The following is a 21,454-nucleotide window of genomic DNA, read 5'->3' on the forward strand; positions in this document are numbered from 1 at the left end:
CGGGGTACCGTAATGTTGCACTCACAACGACGCGGGGTGGAGCAGCTCGGTAGCTCGCTGGGCTCATAACCCAGAGGTCGCAGGTTCAAATCCTGTCCCCGCTACTGAAGACTGAGGCCCGGATCCTGAAAAGGATCCGGGCCTCAGTCGTATGTCCGGTCGAGCGCAGGGCAGGGCAGGGCAAGGTCCTGTGCCGGGCGGGACCGCGTGCGCGGCAAGGTCCTGTGCCGGGCGGGACCGCGTGCGCGGCAAGGTCCCGCACCCAGGGGGCGGGACCGGTCCCGGCTCAGGCCGTGGCGGCGCAGTTCGGGCAGATGCCCCGGTAGGTCACCTCGACGTCGGAGACGGTGAATCCGAAGCGCTCGGCGGCCGGCAGGTCGGCCAGCGGATCTCCCGACGGGTGCACGTCCCGGATGGCTCCGCACCGGGCGCACACCAGGTGGTGGTGGGGGCGATGGGCATTCGGGTCGTACCGCTTGGCCCGGTGGTCGGTCGACACCTCGAGGACCTCCCCGAGGGACACCATCTCGCCCAGCGTGTTGTACACGGTGGCGCGGGAGATCTCCGGCAGCCGGCCGACAGCCCTCGCGTGCACCTCGTCCGCCGTCAGGTGTACGTGGTCCCCGTCAAGGACCTCGGCCACGACACGCCGCTGCGCCGTCATGCGCCAGCCGCGTCCACGAAGTCGTTCCAGGAGGTCACTCATGGGGTCCAGCCTAACAGTGGGTGAACTGAGTCCCGAATGGGTGTGACTTTGGATGCTTGTTTGACTTAGACAGTGTCCATTGTAGGATCGGGAGCGGCATTGGCCAAGGGACAGGCTGTGCAGGAATGACGACTGTGCAGGACATGACGCAGGAGGCGCACGTGACGCAGGGACCGCTCACCACGGAGGCCGGCGCGCCGGTTGCCGACAACCAGAACAGCGAGACGGCCGGCCCGGGCGGACCCGTGCTCGTGCAGGACCAGGCGCTGCTGGAGAAGCTCGCCCACTTCAACCGTGAGCGCATCCCGGAGCGCATAGTGCACGCCCGTGGCGCAGGTGCGTACGGCACGTTCACGCTGACCCGTGATGTCTCGCAGTGGACGCGGGCGAAGTTCCTCTCCGAGGTCGGCAAGCAGACCGAGACGTTCCTGCGCTTCTCCACCGTCGCGGGCAACCTCGGTTCCGCCGACGCGGTGCGTGACCCCCGCGGCTTCGCGCTGAAGTTCTACACCGAGGAGGGCAATTACGACCTCGTCGGCAACAACACCCCGGTGTTCTTCATCAAGGACGCCATCAAGTTCCCCGACTTCATCCACACCCAGAAGCGCGACCCGTACACCGGCTCGCAGGAGGCGGACAACGTCTGGGACTTCTGGGGTCTTTCGCCGGAGTCCACGCACCAGGTGACCTGGCTGTTCGGCGACCGCGGCATCCCGGCCACGCTGCGCCACATGAACGGGTACGGATCGCACACGTACCAGTGGAACAACGAGGCCGGCGAGGTCTTCTGGGTCAAGTACCACTTCAAGACCGACCAGGGCATCAAGAACCTCACCACCGACGAGGCCAACCGCCTCTCGGGAGTTGACCCGGACAGTCACCAGCGCGACCTGCGCGAGTCCATCGAGCGCGGCGAATTCCCGTCCTGGACGGTGCAGGTGCAGATCATGCCGGCGGCCGAGGCGGCGAACTACCGCTTCAACCCCTTCGACCTGACCAAGGTGTGGCCGCACGAGGACTACCCGCCGGTCGAGATCGGCAAGCTCGAGCTCAACCGCAATCCGGAGAACATCTTCGCCGAGGTCGAGCAGTCCATCTTCAGCCCCGCGCACTTCGTGCCCGGCATCGGACCGTCCCCGGACAAGATGCTCCAGGGCCGCCTCTTCGCGTACGGCGACGCCCACCGCTACCGCGTCGGCATCAATGCCGACCACCTGCCGGTGAACCGCCCGCACGCCACCGAGGCGCGTACCAACAGCCGTGACGGCTATCTGTACGACGGCCGCCACAAGGGCACCAAGAACTACGAGCCGAACAGCTTCGGCGGCCCGGTCCAGACCGGCAGGCCGCTGTGGGAGCCCGTTCCCGTCACCGGCGGCACAGGCAGCCACGAGGCCCCGGGCCACGCCGAGGACAACGACTTCGTCCAGGCCGGAAACCTCTACCGGCTCTTCTCCGAGGACGAGAAGGACCGGCTGATCGAGAACCTCGCCGGGTTCATCTCGAAGGTCTCGCGCGACGACATCGCCGAGCGCGCGATCAACAACTTCCGCCAGGCCGACGGTGACTTCGGCAAGCGGCTGGAAGCTGCGGTCCAGGCACTGCGGGGCTGAGCCGACGGAAACGAGTGCGGGGTGGGGCAGCGGATCCGCCGCCCCACCCCGCACCTCCGTATGTGCGGGTCATGACGCCGCGAGAGCCACCGGGCGACGGCCGCGCCGCGCGACCGGACGTACCCCGTGCGCGGGCCGGCCGGTCGTCGCCGATCGCTCAGCCGACCAGCTCCACCGGAGGACGCCCGGCCGGCGCCCAGCAGCGGATGATGTCGCGCACCGACACGATGCCGACCGGTCCGTCGCCGTCCAGCACGATCAGATGCCGGAAGCCGCCGTGCGTCATGGCCTCGGCCGCCTCCTCCAGGGTCCAGACAGGGGCGGCGAAGACCACATCGGTGGTGGTGTGGCTCGAGGCGGTCTCGACATCGGGGTTCTGGCCCGATCCGACCGCGTTGAGGATGTCGCGTTCGGTGAGGATGCCGAATCCGCAGGTGTCCGGGTCATGGACGACGGCTGCTCCGACGCGGCGTACCGACATCAGCCGGGCGGCCTGGCGGAGGGTGTGGGTCGGGCCGATGGTGAGAACCACCGTGCTCATGGCGTCACGGACGAGCATGAAAGGAGCCACCTCCTTCGTGAAGCGACTACGTGAGCCGATTCACAAGTTCACAAGTAGGGGGACTTTCAGAGTCGCACTGATGGGGGGCGGCAACAAGGGGTGGCGAAGACCCTTCGAGGGGCGTGCGGTGGTGCGGCACGCCCCTCGTCGTTCCGGTGCGCCCGCTCGGGCTCCCGGTATGGCTGCTCAGGCGGTGGACCGGCCTCGGGAGGCCGGTCCCGCCCGGTCAGTAGCGCTGGTTCAGATAACCCAGAAGTTCGTGGTGGAGCGTCCCGTTCGAGGCCGCCGCGTTGCCGCCGCCCGGACCGGGGACCCCGTCCAGGCTGGTGAACTGCCCGCCCGCCTCCTGGACGATGATCGCGTTCGCCGCCATGTCCCAGAGCGAGAGCTCCGGCTCCGCGCAGATGTCGACCGAGCCCTCGGCGACCATCATGTAGGGCCAGAAGTCCCCGTACCCGCGGGTGCGCCAGCAGGCCCGGGTCAGATCCAGGAAGCCGTCGAGCCGGCCCTGCTCCTCCCACCCGGTCAGCGAGGAGTAGGCGAGCGACGCGTCCGCGATGCGCTCCACCTTCGACACGTGCAGCCGCGTCGCGGAGGTCAGACTGCGGCCGGAGAACGCTCCGGCGCCCTTCGCCGCCCACCAGCGCCGGTTCAGCGCGGGCGCGGACACCACGCCGACCACCGGCTGGAAGCCGTCCTCACCCGCTTCCATCAGCGAGATCAGCGTCGCCCAGACCGGCACCCCGCGTACGTAGTTCTTCGTGCCGTCGATCGGGTCGATCACCCAGCGGCGCGGACCGGTTCCCTCGATGCCGTACTCCTCGCCCAGAATCGCGTCGCGTGGGCGGGCCCGATGGAGGTGGCCGCGGATCAGCTCTTCGGCGGCCTTGTCGGCCTCGCTCACCGGCGTCATGTCCGGCTTCGTCTCGACCTTGAGGTCCAGAGCCTTGAACCGGTCCATCGTCGTCGCGTCGGCGGCATCCGCCAGCACGTGGGCGAGGCGCAGATCATCGTGGTAGTCGGGCATGCCGTCACAGTATCCACAGGCACCCGTGCGGGCTACACGGCCCCGTGCGCGAGAGGGCCGACGGGAAGCCGGTGCGCGGCCCCTTGACAGTGCGGGGGAGCGCGTCAACCCTGAATCGCAGATCCCCGGGCGTGGGAGGCAACGATGCCCGCAGCGCGAGAAGCCCTGCTGGACGCGGCACTGTCGGCACTCTCCAGGCTGCCGTGGACGGCGGTGCGCATGATCGACGTGGCATCCGCCGCCGGGGTTTCCCGGCAGACCCTCTACAACGAGTTCGGCAGCAAGGACGGTCTGGCCCGCGCCCTGATCCGGCGCGCGGCCGACGGCTATCTGGCCGGGGCGGAACGGGCCCTGCGCGCGCACGGGACCGCAGGAGCGGGACCGGCGGAGCTCGCCCTCTGGACGGTGCGCGCCGCCCGGGCGAACGACCTGGTCAAGGCCCTGCTCACGGGATTCTGGGGGGACCGGTTACCCCGGCCCGTGGCTACCGGGCCGTCGTCGTCGGTCGTGCCCGCGCAACGCCGGGCCGATGCCGCACTGCCGACGCCCACGGAGCTGCTCGCGCTCGTCCGGGACCGGGCCGTGGCCGCGCTCCAGAACTCTCCGCAGGACGCCGCGGAACTGGCGCTGACCTGCGAGATCGCGCTCCGCCTTGCCCTCTCCTACGCGATGGTCCCGGCGGTCCCCGAACCGTCCCCGGTCGGGGCGGACGCGGTGACGCTGGTGCGCGAGGCCCTGGCGCGGCAACCGGCACACTGAAACCCGCGGGGCGGCGTAGAGGGTGTGCGGAAGGTCAGGTCGAGGAGCCCGACAGCTGCAGGCCGATCACACCGACGATCACCAGCGAGATCGAGATGAGCTTGAGCGTGGAGACCACGTCGTCGAGGAAGACCATCCCGTAGATCGCGGTGCCTGCCGCGCCGATGCCCGTCCACACCGCGTAGGCGGGGCCGACGTCGAGCTTCTTGAGGGACAGCGTCAGCAGACCGAAGCTTCCGAGCGCGAACACGCAGAACGCGACCGTCGGCCACAGCCGGGTGAAGCCGTGCGAGAGCTTCAGACACACGGCGAAGCCGGTCTCCAGCAGTCCTGCGACCACGACCAGCAACCACGCCATCGTCAGGTGCCTCCCACGTAGGTGACTGCTTCGTCTCGCTTGACGCGATTATGCACTTACCAGTTGTGGGAGCTCGCAAACGTGCGCGAGTCGTGCGGGCCGCCGTCCCTCAGTCCCCCTCGCGCCGCTCCCGGGTCGAGAGCAGCCGCCGCAGGGAGTCGAGCCGTGCGGGATCCGCGTGCCCCTCCGAGACCCAGGCGTCCAGGGCGCATTCGGGCTCCCGGTCGTCGTGGGTGCAGCCGCGCGGGCAGTTCTCCGTACCCGGCTGCAGATCGGGGAACGCGTTGATGACCCGGGACGGGTCGACGTGGTGCAGCCCGAACGAACGGACCCCCGGGGTGTCGACCACCCAGCCGCGGTCGTCCGGCAGCGGCAGCGCGAGCGCCGACGTGGTGGTGTGCCTGCCGCGGCCCGTGACGGCGTTGACCACACCGGTCGTACGCCGCCGGTCCTTCGGCACCAGGGCGTTGACCAGGGTCGTCTTGCCGACTCCGGAGTGCCCGACGAAAGCGGTCACCCGGTCGTCGAGCAGCTCCCGCACCCGCTCGGCCGCGTCACCGTTCTCCAGTTCCTCGCGGCTGGTCACGATGTACGGGACACCCAGCGGGGTGTACGCCTCCAGGAGCTTGTCCGGTGACGCCAGGTCGGACTTCGTCAGGACGAGGAGCGGGGTGAGCCCCCCGTCGTACGCCGCCACCAGACAGCGGTCGATCATGCGCGGGCGGGGTTCCGGGTCGGCGAGCGCGGTGACGATGGCCAGTTGATCGGCGTTGGCGACGACAACCCGTTCGTACGGATCGTCGTCGTCCGCCGTACGGCGCAGAACCGAGCGGCGCTCGCCGATGCGGACGATGCGGGCCAGGGTGTCCTTGTCGCCGGAGAGATCGCCGACGATGGAGACCATGTCCCCCACGACGGCGGCCTTGCGGCCCAGCTCGCGGGCCTTCATCGCCATCACGGTGCGGCCGTCGACGAGGCAGGTGAGCCGGCCGCGGTCGACGGTGAGGACCATGCCGTCCTGGGCGTCCTCGTGCTTCGGACGGGTGTGTGTGCGAGGCCGGTTGCCCTTGCGGTTGGGGCGGACGCGGATGTCGTCCTCGTCCGGGTTCTTCCCGTAGCGGCGCATGTCCTCAGACCCCGCGCCTTCCCGGGGATACCCCGAGTGCTCCCGGCGAGACGCCGACCGTTCCGGAGGGGTCACCGAGCATGCCGGCCCACATCTCGGGGAAGTCCGGCAGCGTCTTCGCCGTCGTGCCGACGTTCTCGACCTCCACCCCCGCGACAGCGAGGCCGATGACCGCGCCCGCCGTCGCCATCCGGTGGTCGTCGTACGTGTGGAAGGTGCCGCCGTGCAGCGGGCGCGGCCGGATCCGCAGTCCGTCCGCGGTCTCGGTGACGTCACCGCCCAGGCCGTTGATCTCCTTCGTCAGAGCGGCCAGCCGGTCCGTCTCGTGCAGCCGCAGATGGGCGACGCCGCTCAGCGTGGAGGGGGAGTCGGCGAGGGCGGCGAGGGCGGCGATGCCCGGGGTGAGTTCGCCGACCTCGCTCAGGTCGATGTCGATGCCGTGGACGCGGCCCGATCCTGTGAAGGTGAGACCGCGCTCCGTCAGTTCGCAGCTGCCGCCCATCGCGGTGAAGATCTCGCGCAGCGCGTCACCCGGCTGGGTGGTGCGCCGCGGCCAGTCGGGGACCGTGACCCGGCCGCCGGTGACCAGAGCGGCCGCGAGGAACGGCTGTGCGTTGGACAGGTCCGGCTCGACGGTCAGGTCGCGGCCCAGCAGCGCGGAGGGGGAGACCCGCCAGACGTCGGGTTCGCCCCCCGTCTCCGGCTCGTCGACCTGGGCGCCGACCGCTCGCAGCATGTCGACGGTCATCCGGATGTGCGGCATGGAGGGCAGGGTCGAACCCGTGTGGCGCACTTCCACCCCCTGGTTGAAGCGGGGCGCCGACAGCAGCAGGGCGGAGACGAACTGGGAGGACGCGGAGGCGTCGATGGCCACCGGGCCGCCGTCCAGCGCGCCCGCGCCGTGGACGGTCAGCGGCAGTGCCCCGCGCCCGTCGTCGTCGATCCGGGCGCCCAGCACCCGCAGGGCGTCGATCACGCCGTTCAGGGGACGCTCGTAGGAACGGGGGTCGCCGTCGAAGTGGACCGGGCCGTCCGCCAGGCAGGCCACGGGCGGCAGGAAGCGCATGACCGTTCCCGCGTTGCCGACGTCGACCGTGGCCGGGCCGTGCAGGCCTGCCGGAATGACCCGCCACGCCTCACCCGAACCGTCCGGGCCGACGCCCTCCTCGATGCCGACGCCCATCACACGGAGCGCCTGTGCCATCAGAAGGGTGTCCCGGGAGCGGAGTGGGCGGCGCAGCCAGCCCGGCTCGGAGGAGAGGGAGGCGAGGACGAGGGCGCGGTTGGTGACCGATTTCGATCCCGGCACGGTGACGGTCGCGTCGACGGCTCCGCCGGCAAGCGGGGCGGGCCAGAGGGCGGGGTGCACGGAACTTTCGGTCATGGCTCTCACTTTAGTGGCACATCGCAAACCCAGATCCAGATCAAATGGGACGAAATAGTGATGTAACGCAAGGGTGGTACACACGGCGGGGCGCTCCGTGCCGTCACAGTCCGAGCAGCCAGCGTCCGCCGCCGATCAGTGAGCAGAGCGAGACCGCGTGGAAGAGGAGGAGCCACATCGCGGCCGGTGCGTGCGTCAGCCTGGAGAGCTGGTCGGCGTCGGAGTCCGGCGCACCGCCGTGCCGCCGCTTGGACTGCAGCTCGAACGCCGGGCGCACTCCGCCGAGCAGGAGGAACCAGACCACGGTGTACGCGAACGCCGACTGGACGGCGGCCGACGTCAGCCAGGACACCAGCAGGAAGGCCGCACCCGTGAGGATGACGGTGAGCGCCCCGTACAGATTGCGGATCATCACCAGCATCACCGCGAGCAGCGCGGTCGCGAGCCACAGGAGCAGGGTGATCCGGCCGTTGGTGAGCAGCCAGGCACCGCCCAGCCCCAGCAGCGGAGGTGCGGTGTACCCGGCCGCCGCCGTGAGGATCATGCCGGCGCCGGTCGGCTTGCCGCGGCTGACGGTCAGCCCGCTGGTGTCGGAGTGCAGCCGGATTCCGGAGAGCTGCCGGCCGGTGAGCAGCGCCACCAGTCCGTGGCCGCCCTCGTGCGCGATGGTGATCGCGTTCCGGGAGAGCCGCCATATGAGGTTCGGCACGACGGCGATGAGCGCCACCGTGGCCGTCACGACCACGAGCCACTGCTCGGGCGCGGGCTGGGTGCCGAAGACGCGATCCCACAGATCGCCCAGTTCGGTGCTGTCCATGGTGCGGGCGGCTCCTTGAGGTATTGGCGTCCACTCGACATGACGGTCGTGGCAGTCTGGCACCTATGTGCGGACGGTATGCAGCGAGTCGGCGGCCCGAGGACCTGACCGGGCTCTTCGGGGTCGAGAAGTGGGAACCCACCGAAACCCTGGAGCCGGACTGGAACGTCGCGCCGACCAAAGAGGTCTACGCGGTTCTGGAGCGCCCTGTGAAGGACGCAGAGGACCAGCGTCCGGTTCGCCAGCTGCGCACCCTGAAGTGGGGCCTCGTACCGTCCTGGTCGAAGTCGCCCGAAGGCGGCGCCCGCATGATCAACGCCCGCGCGGAGACCGTCCACGAGAAGCCCTCCTTCCGCCGCCCCTTCGTGTCGAGGCGCTGCATCCTTCCCGCGGACGGCTACTACGAGTGGGTCACCGGCGCCGACGAGCGGCAGCTGGAGGAGACGGGGAAGCGGAAGCGCCCCCGTAAGCAGCCCTACTTCGTCACACCGGCGGACGGCGCGGTCTTCGCGATGGCGGGTCTGTACGAGTTCTGGCGGGACCGGACCCTGCCCGACGACCATCCGCAGTCCTGGTGGGTGACCTGCTCCGTGATCACGACGGAGGCGGAGACGTCCCCGCTGGCCGTGGCCCCCGCCGAGGGGCCCGCCGCGCTCGCCGACATCCACCCCCGGATGCCCCTGATGCTCACCCCCGACCGCTGGGACGACTGGCTCGACCCGGCGCGCACCGGCATCGAGGAGCTGAAGGCCCTGCTGGCACCGCCGCCCGGAGGTCTCATGCGTGCCTACCCGGTGGCCACCGCGGTCAGCAACGTCCGCAACAACGGCCCGGAACTGCTGGAGGAGCTGGCCGCGCCGGAGGTGAGCACGCTCTTCTGACCCGTCAGGATGGGGCCCGTGACCCGTGCAGAGACAGCGCAGTGGACCCAGACGGTCGATACGGAAGCCGGAGTGGCCAGGATCACCTGGCGGCCCGCCGAGAAGGCCCGGCTGGTGCTCGCCGTGAGCCACGGAGCGGGCGGCGGCATCGAGGCCCGCGACCTCCAGGCACTCGCCGCCGTGCTCCCGGCCCACCGGGTGAGCGTCGCCCTGGTGGAGCAGCCCTGGCGGGTGGCGGGGAAGAAGCTCGCGCCCGCTCCCCGGACCCTGGACACGGGCTGGCGCGGACTGTGGCCCGCGCTGACCACCCCGGGGCTGCCCGTCGTCGCCGGGGGGCGCAGCGCGGGGGCCCGGGTGGCCTGCCGTACGGCGACGGAGCTCGGTGCCCACGCGGTGCTCGCGCTGAGCTTTCCGCTGCACCCGCCGGGCAGACCGGAGAAGTCCCGCAAGGACGAGCTGCTGGGGACGGGCGTGCCCGTCCTGGTCGTGCAGGGCGGGCGCGACCCGTTCGGACGACCCGAGGAGTTCCCTCCGGGGGCGCACGCGATCGTCGAGGTGCCGTACGGGGACCACGGATTCGCCGTACCCAAGAAGGCCCCCCTGACCCAGGATCAGGCCATGGAGCTCCTCACCGGCGCGGCGGCCGAGTGGCTGGACGGACTTCCCTAGCCATCTGTCTCCGACCGCCTCCCCGCACCGGCGGGGCCCCGGGAATGCGGCGTGCGAGGCCGCTGTTGTTCGGGACGTCGGTACAAGAAAGTCCTACGTGGAGAGGGAGTCCGTCGCATGGGTTCGACCATCTGCCCGCGCCGCTCGAACACAGCTGATCTGGAGTGGACGGTCCTGCACGCGGCCAAGACCACTCCCGAGCGCGCCGTGAGCGGACCGGATCGACAGCCCGCGTCGAAGCAAGGTCGACTATTCTCCGATGCGAGCGGGTCCGGTTTCGGTTCCGCCACATCGTTGGAGGAGGTGGGTCCGGTCACTGGGACCGACACAGGGACCGACGACGGCCGTGCGGAGGAGACGACCGCCGAGCGCAACGCGCGCTTCGAGCGGGACGCCCTCGGATTTCTCGACCAGATGTACTCGGCCGCGCTGCGCATGACGCGCAACCCCGCCGATGCCGAGGACCTGGTCCAGGAGACGTACGCCAAGGCGTACGGCTCCTTCCACCAGTTCCGTGAGGGCACGAACCTCAAGGCGTGGATGTACCGCATCCTCACGAACACATTCATCAACTCGTACCGCAAGAAGCAGCGCGAACCCCAGCGGAGTGCCGCCGAGGAGATCGAGGACTGGCAGCTGGCACGTGCCGAGTCGCACATGTCGACCGGTCTGCGCTCGGCGGAGTCCCAGGCGCTGGACCACCTGCCGGACTCCGATGTGAAGTCCGCGCTGCAGTCGATCCCCGAAGAGTTCCGCATCGCCGTGTATCTCGCCGACGTAGAGGGCTTTGCGTACAAGGAGATCGCGGACATCATGGGGACCCCCATCGGTACGGTGATGTCCCGCCTGCACCGGGGACGCCGTCAGCTGCGCGGCATGCTGGAGGACTACGCGCGTGAGCGCGGGCTCGTCCCGGCCGGTGCCGGGGAGTCGGACGACAGGAAAGGCTCGACCTCATGAGCTGCGGAGAGCCGCACGAGACGGATTGCTCAGAGGTTCTCGATCATCTCTATGAGTTCCTCGACCATGAGATGCCCGAGGGCGACTGCACCAAGTTCGAGGTGCACTTCGAGGAGTGCTCCCCGTGCCTCGAGAAGTACGGCCTGGAGCAGGCCGTGAAGAAGCTGGTGAAGCGCTGCTGCGGTCAGGACGACGTCCCGACCGATCTGCGCTCGAAGGTGATGGGACGGATCGACCTGATCCGTTCGGGACAGGCCGTCCCGGAGCAGGATGTCGCGATGGGCGGCGTGGAACGGCCCGCCACCGCCGAGTGACGGCTGCCGTCCGGCTCCGCCGTCACGCACCCCTTGCCGAGCGCCCGAACCCCGGCAGTGTCACCCGAATGTGCTAATCGCCCCCATCGGGGCACCTGCGTACGCCCAACTCGCTAGCCTGGCGCATTCATTGACCAGGCTGGGGGCGGGCGGTACGGGTGAGGAGCACACCGGGGGCGGCGCGCGCGTACATTCTGGCCGCGCTGATCTGCTCCGTCATCTGCGCCCTGCCGGCGCTGTCCCCCGGGGCGGCCACCCCCTGGGGCACTCTCGCCCTCCTCACGGCGCTCTACCTGGGCTGTGAGCTGCCCGGGCGCTGCCCCTTCTTCGGCAGTTCCGTCCCGGTCACCGCCGGGTCGTTCTTCCCCCTGCTGTTCGCCGCCGCCTTCCTGCTGCCTCCCGCCGCCGCCGTCATGGTCGCGATACCCGGGGCGCTGGCAGGCCGGGTCGAACAGCCGCCGGCGACCGCCCGCCGCGTCTGGCGGGCCGCACAGCTCTCCCTCGCCGTGTGGGCGGCCTCGTCGGTCCACACCGCGCTCGGGGGGCCGGTCACGCTCGGTGGCCCCGGCGGCGGTGCGGTGCCGGACCTCCCGCACGCCCTGTTTCCCGCCTGTGCCTCGGCGCTCGTCTTCAGCCTCGTCCTGGCCGCCCTGGACGGGGGCATCCTCGCCGCGGCCGAGCGCGTGCCGCTGCGGCACGCCTGGCGCGGGCTGCCGGCGCGCTCACTGGGGCCGCATCTGGTGCACGCGCCGGCCGGGCTGATGATGGCCGTCCTCTGGCGCAGCTCGTACGGGCCGGTGTCCGCGCTCGTCGTCCTGCTGCCGATGTACATCTCCTGTTGGGTGTTCGCCCAGTACCACCGCCAGCACGCCGCCCACCGCGCCACCATCCGCGCGCTGGTCCAGGCCGTCGACATCAAGGACACGTACACCCGCGGGCACAGTGAGCGGGTGGGGCGGGCCTCCGAGCTGATCGCCCGTGAGCTCGGCATGGAGGAGGAGCGCATGGAGGCGCTCCGCTTCGCCGGGATCCTGCACGATGTCGGCAAGCTGGGCGTTCCGACACGGGTGCTGCGCAAGGACGGTCCGCTGACTCCCGAGGAGCGCCGGGTCATCGAGCTGCATCCGGAGTACGGGCACGAGATCGTCCGGGGCATCGGCTTCCTCGACGAGGCGCGTGCCGCGATCCTCCACCACCACGAACGGCTCGACGGCAGCGGCTATCCGTACGGCCTCACCGGTGACAAGATCCCCGAGTTCGCCCGGGTCGTGGCCGTCGCCGACGCCTTCGACGCGATGACCTCGACCCGCTCCTACCGGCGTGGACGCCCCGTCCCGGCGGCCGTGGAGGAGCTGGAGCGCTGCGCGGGCAGCCAGTTCGACCCGCGGATGGTGCGGGCGCTCGCGAAGGCCCTGGACCGGCACGGCTGGGCCTCGGCGGCCGACGCGGTCACCTCGGACGAGGAGACGTTCGGTGTGCCCCGCCAGCGTTCGGGGAAGCCGTCGTCCGCCGCGGGCACCGCGGACCGGCACGGACGGCTCCGGTGAGTCCGATCGGCCGACCTTCTCCGCCCCCCGCCGTCCTCGCCGTCCGCGGCGCCGCGCTCGCCCTCGCCGTCGTCGCGCTCGGCCACACCCTGTGGAACGGTGTCGTCGAACCCGGGCACGCGCTCGCCTTCGGAGTCCTCGTCACCGTGGGCGAGCTGGCCCGCTGGGGCGCCCTGCCGGGCGAGCGGGAGCCCGCGCCGCTCGGGGCGGCCGGAGCGCTCGCGTACGCGCTGCTCGGGCGGAGTGCCGGGGAACCCAGCGCGCACGGCGCCCTCCAGGTGATCACCGTCGTCGCCGCGGCGCAGCTGCTCGCCTCGGTGCCCCAGCTGGCGCGGGGCAGTGGACCGGGACCCGACCGGGTGGCCCGCCGCATCCTGGCCGTCGCCTTCGCCGCGGTGTGTTTCCAGCCGCTCTTCAACTCGGGGCGCACCTCGCTCTGGTTCGGTGAAGGACCGTACTTCGCGCTCTTCCTGCTTCTGCTGCTGGTCCTCACCGCCCTGTGCGACGCCGTCCTCGCCGCCCTGCTGCTGCACTCCCGCACCCGGTACCCGTTCGGCCCCCTTCTCCGTGAGGAGCTCCGAGCCCTCAGCGGCATCGGCTCGGCCGTCTGCGCGACCGGTGCCGTCATGGCGCTCGGCGTCGCCGTCGGCGGGCTCTGGGCGCTGCCAGTCCTGTGCGTCCCGCTGCTGCTCACCCAGGTGTCCTTCCGCCGGTACGCCGCCGTCCGCACGACCTACCTCCAGACGATCACCTCGCTGGCCAGGTCCACGGAGATCGCCGGCTACACCCAGCACGGCCATGCCCGCAGGGTCGCCGAGCTCTCCACCGCCGTCGGGAGGGAGCTCGGCCTGGCCGGCCCCGGGCTGACCGTCCTGGAGTACGCGGCGCTGATGCACGACATCGGCCAGCTCTCGCTCGTCGATCCGGTGCCCGACGGCGCGACCGCCGGGCTGCCGCCCGCCGAGCAGCGCCGGATCGCGCTGCTCGGCGGCGCCGTGGTCAGGCAGACCGGGGTGGACACCGAGGTGGCGGTGGTCGTGGAGCAGCAGGCCGATCCGTACCGGGATCAGCCGATCGCGGCCAGGATCGTCCGTACGGTCAATGCGTACGACGACCTGTGCGGGGAAGGCGTCAGTGGTCCCCTGGGGGCGCTGGAGCAGCTCAGGCTCGGCACCGGCCGTGACTACCAGCCGCAGGTGGTCGAAGCGCTGGCCAGAGTCCTGGCACGAGGCGGTCTGACCCCGCTCCGGTCTGGGTAACCCATGGGTAATGAGCGAGCGTCCGGCCGGGCATGGTTGGATGCGAAGGAGAGCGGAAAACGAGGGTGCCCAGTCGGGACAGGCGGGAATCGTGAGGATCTTCGGGAAGGTACGGCATCGGCCATCCGCCTCTTGGCGGCAGGCCACGGACCGCGCGTTCACGCTGATCGGCGACGGCCGGTACGAGGACGCGGGGGCGCTGCTGACGCGCGCGGCGGATCTGGAGCCCTGGCTCTCGGAGTCCTGGTTCAATCTGGCGCTGCTGCACAAGTTCCGGCACGACTGGGAACAGGCCAGGGCGGCGGGCCTGCGTGCCGTGGCCCTGCTCGACAGGGAGTCCGGCGCTCCCGACTGGTGGAACGTCGGGATCGCGGCCACCGCGCTGCAGGACTGGCCCCTGGCACGCCGGGCGTGGCAGGCGTACGGCCTCAAGGTGCCGGGCAGCGGCCAGTACAACGCGGCGGCCAACAGTGAGCCGACGGGCATGGAGCTGGGCAGTGCGGCGGTACGGCTGTCGCCCGAGGGCGAGGCCGAGGTCGTCTGGGGCCGCAGGCTCGACCCCGCGCGGATGGAAGTGCTGTCGATCCCGCTGCCGTCCTCCGGCCGGCGCTGGGGCGAGGTCGTCCTGCACGACGGGGTGCCGAACGGCGAGCGGATCACGGCGGCAGGCCCGTCCTACCCCGTGTTCGACGAGATCGAGCTGTGGGCGCCCTCTCCCGTACCCACGTGGGTGGTGCTCCTGGAAGCCGCCGAGGAGGCCGACCGGGACGCGCTGGAGCAGCTCGCCTCCGATGCCGGTTTCGCGGCGGAGGACTGGTCGTCCTCCGTACGGCTCCTGTGCCGGGCCTGTTCCGAGAGCCCGATGGAGAGCGACGAGGGCGACGGGGAGCACCTGGACCCGCACGACCACAGCGAACCGGGCCACCCGGGCCCGCTGGGCCACCGCACGGCGGGCGACCTCTGGGTTCCGGAGCGTGAATGCGGCATAGCGGCGCCGGCCGGGCTCGTGCGCGGGCTGCTGGACAGCTGGGTCGCGGACAGTCCGGACAGCCGTGAGTGGCGCGATCTGGAAGAAGTCTGCTGACCGGTGCCCGTAGGCTGTACGGGCACCGATTCCGGTGCGGTTCTCACTGGTTTCAGGTTTGCAGGAAGGCGTACGGCGGACATGTCGCAGCAGGAGACGGACGAGCAGGTCGGCGTGGACGACGAGGGATTCCTCGTGGACACCGAGGACTGTGAGGCGCGCGAGGCGGCGTACCGCGAGCGCGGCACCTCCCGCCCGATCACGGTCGTGGGCAATCCGGTGCTGCACAAGGAGTGCAGAGACGTCACGGAGTTCGGCGACGAGCTCGCACAGCTGATCGACGACATGTTCGCCAGCCAGCGGACGGCCGAGGGCGTGGGCCTGGCCGCCAACCAGATCGGTGTGGACCTCAAGGTCTTCGTCTACGACTGCCCCGACGACGACGGTGTGCGGCACGTCGGCGCGATCTGCAACCCGGTGCTCGAGGAGCTCGCGCCGGAGGAGCGCATCCTCGACGACTCCAACGAGGGCTGCCTCTCGGTCCCGACGGCGTACGCCGCACTGGCCCGCCCGGACTACGCGGTGGTGCGCGGCCAGGACGCCGAGGGCAACGCGGTGAAGGTGCGGGGCAGCGGGTACTTCGCGCGCTGCCTCCAGCACGAGACGGACCACCTGTACGGGTACCTGTACATCGACCGGCTCTCGAAGCGGGACCGCAAGGACGCGCTTCGACAGATGGACGAGGGCACGCCGCGCTACGAGGTCGTCGCGAACGGCTGAGCCGTCCCCCGGGGCCATGGCCCTGCTGCCGGTGAGCCGGCGGCAGGGCCTGTTTGTTGCCCGGCAGGTGGTGTTCAACTGCCAACCGGTGTTTCCCGAGGGGTAGTTGACGCGCGTCGACTCGTCCGACAGGCTCACCCCTACACCTCACCGTGGTTGGGAGAACCCATGCTCAGACGTACCGCACACCTGCTGCTCGGTCTTGTCATGACCATGGCCTTTGCTGTGGGCGGAGCCATCGTCACCGCAGGCCCCGCGCAGGCCGACGGCTGCTACACCTGGACCCGCACGCTGTCCTCCGGAGCCTCCGGAGCCGACGTCACCCAGCTCCAGATCCGGGTGTCCGGCTACCCGGGGTACAACTCCGTACTCGCCATCGACGGCTCGTACGGCCCCGCGACCACGGCCGCCGTCAAGCGCTTCCAGTCGGCCTACGGCCTCGCCGCGGACGGCATCGCCGGACCGGCCACGCAGTCCAAGCTCTACGCGCTCCAGGACGACGACTGCACCCCGATCCACTTCACCTACCCCGAGCTCAACAAGTGCAACAGCACCTGGGCCGGCGGAGCGGTGGCCGCAGGCACCGCCAAGGCCAACGCGCTGAGCTCCATGTGGAAGCTGGAGGCGCTGCGGCACGCACTCGGTGACCAGTCCATTCGTGTCACCAGCGGTTTCCGGTCGACCTCCTGCAACTCCGCGGTCGGCGGGGCGACGAACAGCCGTCATCTGTACGGTGACGCGGTCGACCTCGGTTCCGGGCCGCACTCGCTGTGCACCATCGCCCAGCAGGCCCGCAACCACGGGTTCAACGGGATCCTCGGCCCGGGCTACGCCGGGCACAGCGACCACATCCATGTGAACCAGGGGCCGAGCCACTTCTGGTCGGCCTCCCAGTGCGGCATCTGATCGCACACGCACCGCTGCCCTGCCCCGTCCGGGACCGTGTCATCTCCCGGGCGGGGCAACGCCGTTCGCGGCTCAGGCCGCGTCGGTCACGGCGACGGGCCCCCGGAACGTGCGGCGGTAGGCGTTCGGCGTCGTTCCCAGCGAGCGCACGAACTGATGACGCAGCGCCGCAGCGTTCCCGAAACCGGTCCGCCCGGCGATCGTGTCCATGGTCTCGTCCGAGGTCTCCAGCAGGTGCTGCGCCAGCAGCACGCGCTGCCGCAGCAGCCAGCGGTACGGGGTGGTGCCCGTCTCCTGCTGGAAGCGGCGCGCGAACGTGCGCGGCGACATGTGCGACTGCGCGGCCAGCTGCTCGACGGTCATCTCCCGGTCGAGGTGGGCCTCCATCCAGGCGAGCGTGTCCCCGACCGTGTCGCACCGGGTGCGGGGCAGCGGGCGCTTGATGTACTGGGCCTGGCCGCCGTCCCGGTGCGGCGGCACCACCATGCGGCGGGCGATGGCATTGGCGACGGCCGGCCCGTGCGCCTGGCGGACCAGATGCAGACAGGCGTCGATCCCCGCCGCCGTGCCCGCGGACGAGATGACCGGCCCCTCGTCCACATAGAGCACGTCCGGCTCCACGATCGCCTTCGGGAAGCGACGGGCCAACTCGGCCGCGTGGCGCCAGTGGGTGGTGCAGCGGCGGCCGTCCAGCAGCCCGGCCGCGCCGAGGACGTACGCGCCGGAGCAGACGCTCAGCACCCGTGCTCCCCGCTCCACGGCCCGGCGCAGGGCGTCCAGGACCTCCTCGGGGTACTCCCGCTCCATGAAGTGGCTGCCCGCCGGTACGGCGATGAGGTCGGCCTCCTCCAGCCGGTCCAGCCCGTACGGCGTGCTGATGGTGAACCCGGCGTGCGTCCGCAGCACCGGGCCCTCGGCGGAGACGACCGCGAAGTCGTGGACCGGCAGCCCCTCGTCGGAGCGGTCGAGTCCGAACACCTCGCACAGCACGCCGAGTTCGAAGGGGTGGACCTCGTCGAGCAGCAGAGCGGCGACATTCTTCAGCATGGCGACAGTGTGGCAGTAATTCGATGCTCTATGACAGTCCTGCCACTGACCGATTCCGCTCGCACGGACGACAGTGGAGCCATGAACACATTCCTGAGCTACCTGGCCACAGCCGCACTCTTCGCCTTCGTCCTGCTGCCCGCGCTCGCCGGGCTCGCACGGGAGCGCCGGATCGACCGCGAACTGCGGGACGCGGAACGGCAGCGGACCGCGCAGCCCCCGGAAACGGCAGGCGCCGCGCAGCCGGTCACGGCCACGCGGCGCCCGTACCTCAGGTCCTGGGCGAGGATCTAGAAGTCGTCGTCGAAGCCGACCGACCCCTCCACCGCCACCTGGTACGCGGAGGGCCGGCGTTCGAAGAAGTTCGTCAGCTCCTGGACGCCCTGCAGCTCCATGAACGAGAACGGGTTCTCGGAGCCGTAGAGCGGCGGGAAGCCGAGCCGGGTGAGCCGCTGGTCGGCGACACACTCCAGGTACTGGCGCATCGACTCCGTGTTCATTCCGGGCAGGCCCTCGCCGCACAGATCACGGCCGAACTGCAGCTCCGCCTCGACGGCCTCCTTCAGCATGTCGGTGACCTGCTGCTGGAGCGCGTCGTCGAAGAGCTCGGGCTCCTCCTTGCGGACGGTGTCCACGACCTCGAACGCGAAGTTCATGTGCATGGTCTCGTCACGGAAGACCCAGTTGGTGCCCGTGGCCAGGCCGTGCAGCAGGCCGCGCGAGCGGAACCAGTACACGTACGCGAAGGCGCCGTAGAAGAACAGTCCCTCGATGCACGCCGCGAAGCAGATCAGGTTCAGCAGGAAGCGGCGGCGGTCGGCCTGCGTCTCCAGGCGGTCGAGCTTCTCGACCTCGTTGATCCACTTGAAGCAGAACTGCGCCTTCTCGCGGATGGAGGGGATCTCCTCGACCGCGTCGAACGCCGCCGCACGGTCCTCCGGATCGGGCAGATAGGTGTCGAGCAGCGTCAGATAGAACTGGACGTGCACCGCCTCCTCGAACAGCTGGCGCGACAGGTACAGCCGCGCCTCCGGGGAGTTGATGTGCTTGTACAGCGTCAGCACCAGGTTGTTGGAGACGATCGAGTCACCGGTCGCGAAGAACGCGACGAGCCGGCCGATCATGTGCTGCTCGCCGGGGGAGAGCTTGGCCAGATCGGAGACGTCGGAGTGGAGGTCGACCTCCTCCACCGTCCAGGTGTTCTTGATCGCGTCCCGGTAGCGCTCGTAGAAGTCCGGGTAGCGCATGGGGCGCAGGGTCAGCTCGAAGCCCGGGTCGAGCAGGTTCTTGGTGGTGGAGCTCATTACTGGCAGGCCTCGCAGGACTCGGGGTTTTCGAGCGAGCAGGCGAGGGCGTCCGCGTCGGGCGCCGAAGCCTGCTGTACGGGAATGGGCACGGCGGCGGCTGCCGTCCCGGATGCCGCACGGGCGATCCGGGTCGCCGGACGCGAGCGCAGGTAGTACGTCGTCTTCAGCCCCTGCTTCCAGGCGTACGCGTACATCGAGGAGAGCTTGCCGATCGTCGGCGTCTCCAGGAACAGGTTCAGCGACTGGCTCTGGTCGAGGAACGGCGTACGGGCCGCCGCCATGTCGATCAGGCCGCGCTGCGGGATCTCCCACGCCGTGCGGTACAGCGCACGCACCTCCTCGGGGATCCAGGCGAAGCCCTGCACCGAGCCGCTCGCCTCACGCAGCGCCTCCCGGGTCCGCGCGTCCCACACACCGAGCTTCTTCAGCTCGTCCACCAGGTACGCGTTGACCTGGAGGAACTCACCGCTGAGCGTCTCGCGCTTGAAGAGGTTGGAGACCTGCGGCTCGATGCACTCGTACACACCGGCGATCGAGGCGATCGTCGCCGTCGGCGCGATGGCGAGCAGCAGCGAGTTGCGCATCCCGGTCCTCGCGACCCGGGCACGCAGCGCGTCCCAGCGCTCCGGCCAGTTCAGCTCGGTGTCGTAGTGGTCGGGGTGCAGCACACCGCGGGCGGCGCGCGTCTCGGACCAGGCAGGCAGCGGGCCCGAACGCTCCGCGAGGTCGCACGACGCCTCGTACGCGGCCAGCATGATCCGCTCGGAGATCCGCGTCGAGAGCGCGCGGGCCTCGGGCGAGTCGAAGGGCAGCCGCAACTGGAAGAAGACGTCCTGCAGGCCCATCGCACCCAGGCCCACCGGACGCCAGCGGGCGTTGGAGCGGCCTGCCTGCTCGGTCGGGTAGAAGTTGATGTCCACCACGCGGTCGAGGAAGGTCACGGCGGTACGGACCGTGGCGTCCAGCCGCTCCCAGTCCATCTCCCCGCCGACGACGAACGCGCCGAGGTTGACCGAACCCAGGTTGCAGACGGCCGTCTCGCCGTCGTCGGTGACCTCGAGGATCTCCGTGCACAGGTTCGACGAGTGCACGACCCTGCCCGGTTCGGCGGTCTGGTTCGCGGTGCGGTTGGAGGCGTCCTTGAACGTCATCCAGCCCTGACCGGTCTGGGCGAGCGTCCGCATCATCCGGCCGTACAGCTCACGGGCGGGCATCGTCCTGCGGGCCAGGCCCTTGGCCTCCGCCGCACGGTAGGCGGCATCGAACTCGTCGCCCCACAGGTCGACCAGCTCGGGGGTGTCGGCCGGGGAGAACAGCGACCACTCGGTGTCCGCGTCGACGCGGCGCATGAACTCGTCGGGGATCCAGTGCGCCAGATTCAGGTTGTGCGTGCGGCGCTGGTCCTCACCCGTGTTGTCGCGCAGCTCAAGGAACTCCTCGATGTCCGCGTGCCAGGTCTCCAGGTAGACGGCGGCGGCGCCCTTGCGGCGGCCCCCCTGGTTGACCGCGGCGACCGAGGCGTCGAGCGTCTTCAGGAACGGCACGATGCCGTTGGAGTGCCCGTTGGTGCCACGGATCAGCGAACCCCGGGCGCGGATACGGGAGTACGAGAGGCCGATTCCCCCGGCGTGCTTGGACAGCCGCGCCACCTGGTGGTAGCGGTCGTAGATCGAGTCGAGCTCGTCCAGCGGGGAGTCCAGCAGATAGCAGGAGGACATCTGCGGGTGCCGGGTACCGGAGTTGAACAGGGTGGGCGAGGAGGGCAGGTAGTCGAGCCGGCTCATCAGCCCGTACAGCGAGGCGACTTCGTCCAGGGCACGCTCGGAGGTGTCCTCGGCGAGGCCGGCGGCCACCCGGAGCATGAAGTGCTGCGGGGTCTCGATGACCTGGCGGGTGAGCGGATGGCGCAGCAGGTAGCGGCTGAACAGCGTCCGCAGCCCGAAGTAGCCGAAACGGTCGTCGGCGCCGTCGGCGAGAGCCTGCCCGACCAGCGCGTCGAGGGCGTCCGCGTGCAGCGTGACGAACTCCGCCGTACGGTCCGCGATCAGGCCCTCACGGTGGCCGACGGCGACCGAGGCGGAGAAGGAGACGGCGCCCTGGCCGGCGGCCTCGTCCGCGATGGTGCGGGTGAGGAGCCGTGCGGCGAGCCGGGAGTAGGCGGGGTCCTCGGAAATCAGGCCCGCGGCGGCCTCGGTGGCCAGCGAGCGCAGCTCGGCCTCGTCCGACCGGGCGTTGCGGCCGCGCAGCGCGGCGGCGGCGACCCGTCCGGGGTCGGTGTCGGGCAGATCGACGGTGAGGTCGGTCAGGGTCCGCAGCAGTGCGGTCCCGGGCCCGTCGGGCATGGCATGCGCGGACTCGGCTGAATCGACCGCTGAAACCGGATCGGCTGGCGCGATGGTCACTGGGAC

22 protein-coding genes and 1 tRNA gene are annotated in these 21,454 nt (G+C 70.5%); 13 read left to right on the forward strand and 10 right to left on the reverse strand.

All coding sequences use genetic code 11. The features are described 5' to 3' along the window. Nucleotides 1-30: 30 nt before the first annotated feature. Nucleotides 31-104, forward strand: a tRNA-Met gene (locus ACFW9O_RS24610). Nucleotides 105-286: 182 nt separating this feature from the next. On the opposite strand, the gene ACFW9O_RS24615 is transcribed toward ACFW9O_RS24610, so the two are convergent. Further along, nucleotides 287-706 (reverse strand): Fur family transcriptional regulator, encoded by a 420-nt coding sequence (locus ACFW9O_RS24615; RefSeq protein WP_351180038.1) that lies wholly within the window; start codon nt 704-706, stop codon nt 287-289. A gap of 161 nt (nt 707-867) precedes the next feature. Between ACFW9O_RS24615 and ACFW9O_RS24620 the strand changes: the two genes are divergently transcribed. Then, nucleotides 868-2,319: a catalase gene (locus tag ACFW9O_RS24620; protein ID WP_384612341.1), complete on the forward strand. Its 1,452-nt coding sequence runs from the start codon at nt 868-870 to the stop codon at nt 2,317-2,319. A gap of 157 nt (nt 2,320-2,476) precedes the next feature. Here the strand turns inward: ACFW9O_RS24620 and ACFW9O_RS24625 are convergent, their stop codons facing one another. After that, nucleotides 2,477-2,878: a CBS domain-containing protein gene (locus ACFW9O_RS24625; RefSeq protein ID WP_351180041.1), complete on the reverse strand. Its 402-nt coding sequence runs from the start codon at nt 2,876-2,878 to the stop codon at nt 2,477-2,479. A gap of 229 nt (nt 2,879-3,107) precedes the next feature. Beyond that, complete coding sequence (gene hisN / locus ACFW9O_RS24630) at nt 3,108-3,908, reverse strand: histidinol-phosphatase (protein ID WP_329207573.1); 801 nt, start codon at nt 3,906-3,908, stop codon at nt 3,108-3,110. Nucleotides 3,909-4,052: 144 nt separating this feature from the next. On the opposite strand from hisN, the gene ACFW9O_RS24635 reads away from it, so the two are divergent. Then, complete coding sequence (locus tag ACFW9O_RS24635; RefSeq protein WP_384612155.1) at nt 4,053-4,667, forward strand: TetR/AcrR family transcriptional regulator; 615 nt, start codon at nt 4,053-4,055, stop codon at nt 4,665-4,667. Between the two features lie 34 nt (nt 4,668-4,701). Here ACFW9O_RS24635 and ACFW9O_RS24640 read toward each other — a convergent pair whose 3' ends face one another. The 4 genes from ACFW9O_RS24640 to ACFW9O_RS24655 form a co-directional block, all read right to left on the reverse strand. After that, a complete protein-coding gene (locus tag ACFW9O_RS24640) occupies nt 4,702-5,025 on the reverse strand; it encodes a DMT family transporter (protein ID WP_384612156.1) in 324 nt (107 codons plus the stop codon). A gap of 109 nt (nt 5,026-5,134) precedes the next feature. Continuing rightward, the gene (gene rsgA / locus ACFW9O_RS24645; protein ID WP_384612157.1) at nt 5,135-6,151 is read right to left on the reverse strand and encodes a ribosome small subunit-dependent GTPase A; all 1,017 of its coding nucleotides are present in this window, start codon (nt 6,149-6,151) and stop codon (nt 5,135-5,137) included. A 4-nt stretch (nt 6,152-6,155) separates the two neighbouring features. Next, nucleotides 6,156-7,535, reverse strand: coding sequence for a 3-phosphoshikimate 1-carboxyvinyltransferase (aroA, locus tag ACFW9O_RS24650; RefSeq protein ID WP_384612159.1), 1,380 nt, complete (start codon nt 7,533-7,535; stop codon nt 6,156-6,158). Between the two features lie 103 nt (nt 7,536-7,638). Then, nucleotides 7,639-8,352: a M50 family metallopeptidase gene (locus ACFW9O_RS24655; protein WP_384612160.1), complete on the reverse strand. Its 714-nt coding sequence runs from the start codon at nt 8,350-8,352 to the stop codon at nt 7,639-7,641. Between the two features lie 65 nt (nt 8,353-8,417). On the opposite strand from ACFW9O_RS24655, the gene ACFW9O_RS24660 reads away from it, so the two are divergent. The 9 genes from ACFW9O_RS24660 to ACFW9O_RS24700 all read left to right on the forward strand — a co-directional run bounded on the left by ACFW9O_RS24660 (nt 8,418) and on the right by ACFW9O_RS24700 (nt 16,692). Then, a complete protein-coding gene (locus ACFW9O_RS24660) occupies nt 8,418-9,233 on the forward strand; it encodes an SOS response-associated peptidase (protein ID WP_384612162.1) in 816 nt (271 codons plus the stop codon). 18 nt (nt 9,234-9,251) lie between these two features. After that, nucleotides 9,252-9,902: an alpha/beta family hydrolase gene (locus tag ACFW9O_RS24665; RefSeq protein WP_384612164.1), complete on the forward strand. Its 651-nt coding sequence runs from the start codon at nt 9,252-9,254 to the stop codon at nt 9,900-9,902. A gap of 303 nt (nt 9,903-10,205) precedes the next feature. Continuing rightward, the gene (locus ACFW9O_RS24670) at nt 10,206-10,862 is read left to right on the forward strand and encodes a sigma-70 family RNA polymerase sigma factor (protein ID WP_329215066.1); all 657 of its coding nucleotides are present in this window, start codon (nt 10,206-10,208) and stop codon (nt 10,860-10,862) included. Continuing rightward, on the forward strand, nt 10,859-11,176 hold the full coding sequence (rsrA, locus tag ACFW9O_RS24675) for a mycothiol system anti-sigma-R factor (RefSeq protein WP_351180059.1): 318 nt from the start codon (nt 10,859-10,861) through the stop codon (nt 11,174-11,176). Before ACFW9O_RS24670 ends, rsrA begins: the two co-directional genes overlap by 4 nt. A gap of 158 nt (nt 11,177-11,334) precedes the next feature. Further along, complete coding sequence (locus tag ACFW9O_RS24680) at nt 11,335-12,723, forward strand: HD-GYP domain-containing protein (protein WP_384612165.1); 1,389 nt, start codon at nt 11,335-11,337, stop codon at nt 12,721-12,723. 5 nt (nt 12,724-12,728) lie between these two features. After that, nucleotides 12,729-13,982, forward strand: coding sequence for an HD-GYP domain-containing protein (locus tag ACFW9O_RS24685; RefSeq protein ID WP_384612343.1), 1,254 nt, complete (start codon nt 12,729-12,731; stop codon nt 13,980-13,982). Between the two features lie 91 nt (nt 13,983-14,073). Further along, a complete protein-coding gene (locus ACFW9O_RS24690) occupies nt 14,074-15,066 on the forward strand; it encodes a hypothetical protein (protein WP_329207556.1) in 993 nt (330 codons plus the stop codon). An 81-nt stretch (nt 15,067-15,147) separates the two neighbouring features. Further along, nucleotides 15,148-15,786 (forward strand): peptide deformylase, encoded by a 639-nt coding sequence (def, locus tag ACFW9O_RS24695; protein ID WP_351181194.1) that lies wholly within the window; start codon nt 15,148-15,150, stop codon nt 15,784-15,786. A 168-nt stretch (nt 15,787-15,954) separates the two neighbouring features. Then, nucleotides 15,955-16,692: a D-Ala-D-Ala carboxypeptidase family metallohydrolase gene (locus ACFW9O_RS24700; protein ID WP_351181191.1), complete on the forward strand. Its 738-nt coding sequence runs from the start codon at nt 15,955-15,957 to the stop codon at nt 16,690-16,692. Nucleotides 16,693-16,764: 72 nt separating this feature from the next. Here ACFW9O_RS24700 and ACFW9O_RS24705 read toward each other — a convergent pair whose 3' ends face one another. Next, nucleotides 16,765-17,739 carry a helix-turn-helix domain-containing protein gene (locus tag ACFW9O_RS24705; RefSeq protein WP_351181188.1) on the reverse strand — a complete coding sequence of 325 codons (975 nt, stop codon included), beginning with the start codon at nt 17,737-17,739 and terminating at the stop codon, nt 16,765-16,767. A gap of 81 nt (nt 17,740-17,820) precedes the next feature. Here ACFW9O_RS24705 and ACFW9O_RS24710 point away from each other — a divergent pair, with 81 nt between their 5' ends. Then, nucleotides 17,821-18,033, forward strand: coding sequence for a hypothetical protein (locus ACFW9O_RS24710; RefSeq protein WP_351181185.1), 213 nt, complete (start codon nt 17,821-17,823; stop codon nt 18,031-18,033). Here ACFW9O_RS24710 and ACFW9O_RS24715 read toward each other — a convergent pair. Continuing rightward, nucleotides 18,030-19,043, reverse strand: coding sequence for a ribonucleotide-diphosphate reductase subunit beta (locus ACFW9O_RS24715; protein WP_351181182.1), 1,014 nt, complete (start codon nt 19,041-19,043; stop codon nt 18,030-18,032). The genes ACFW9O_RS24710 and ACFW9O_RS24715 overlap by 4 nt on opposite strands. Further along, nucleotides 19,043-21,448, reverse strand: a complete 2,406-nt coding sequence (locus ACFW9O_RS24720) for a ribonucleoside-diphosphate reductase subunit alpha (protein WP_384612169.1) — start codon at nt 21,446-21,448, stop codon at nt 19,043-19,045. Before ACFW9O_RS24720 ends, ACFW9O_RS24715 begins: the two co-directional genes overlap by 1 nt. Nucleotides 21,449-21,454 lie beyond the last annotated feature (6 nt).

This window comes from Streptomyces sp. NPDC059499 (genome assembly GCF_042749285.1).
GTDB lineage: Bacteria > Actinomycetota > Actinomycetes > Streptomycetales > Streptomycetaceae > Streptomyces.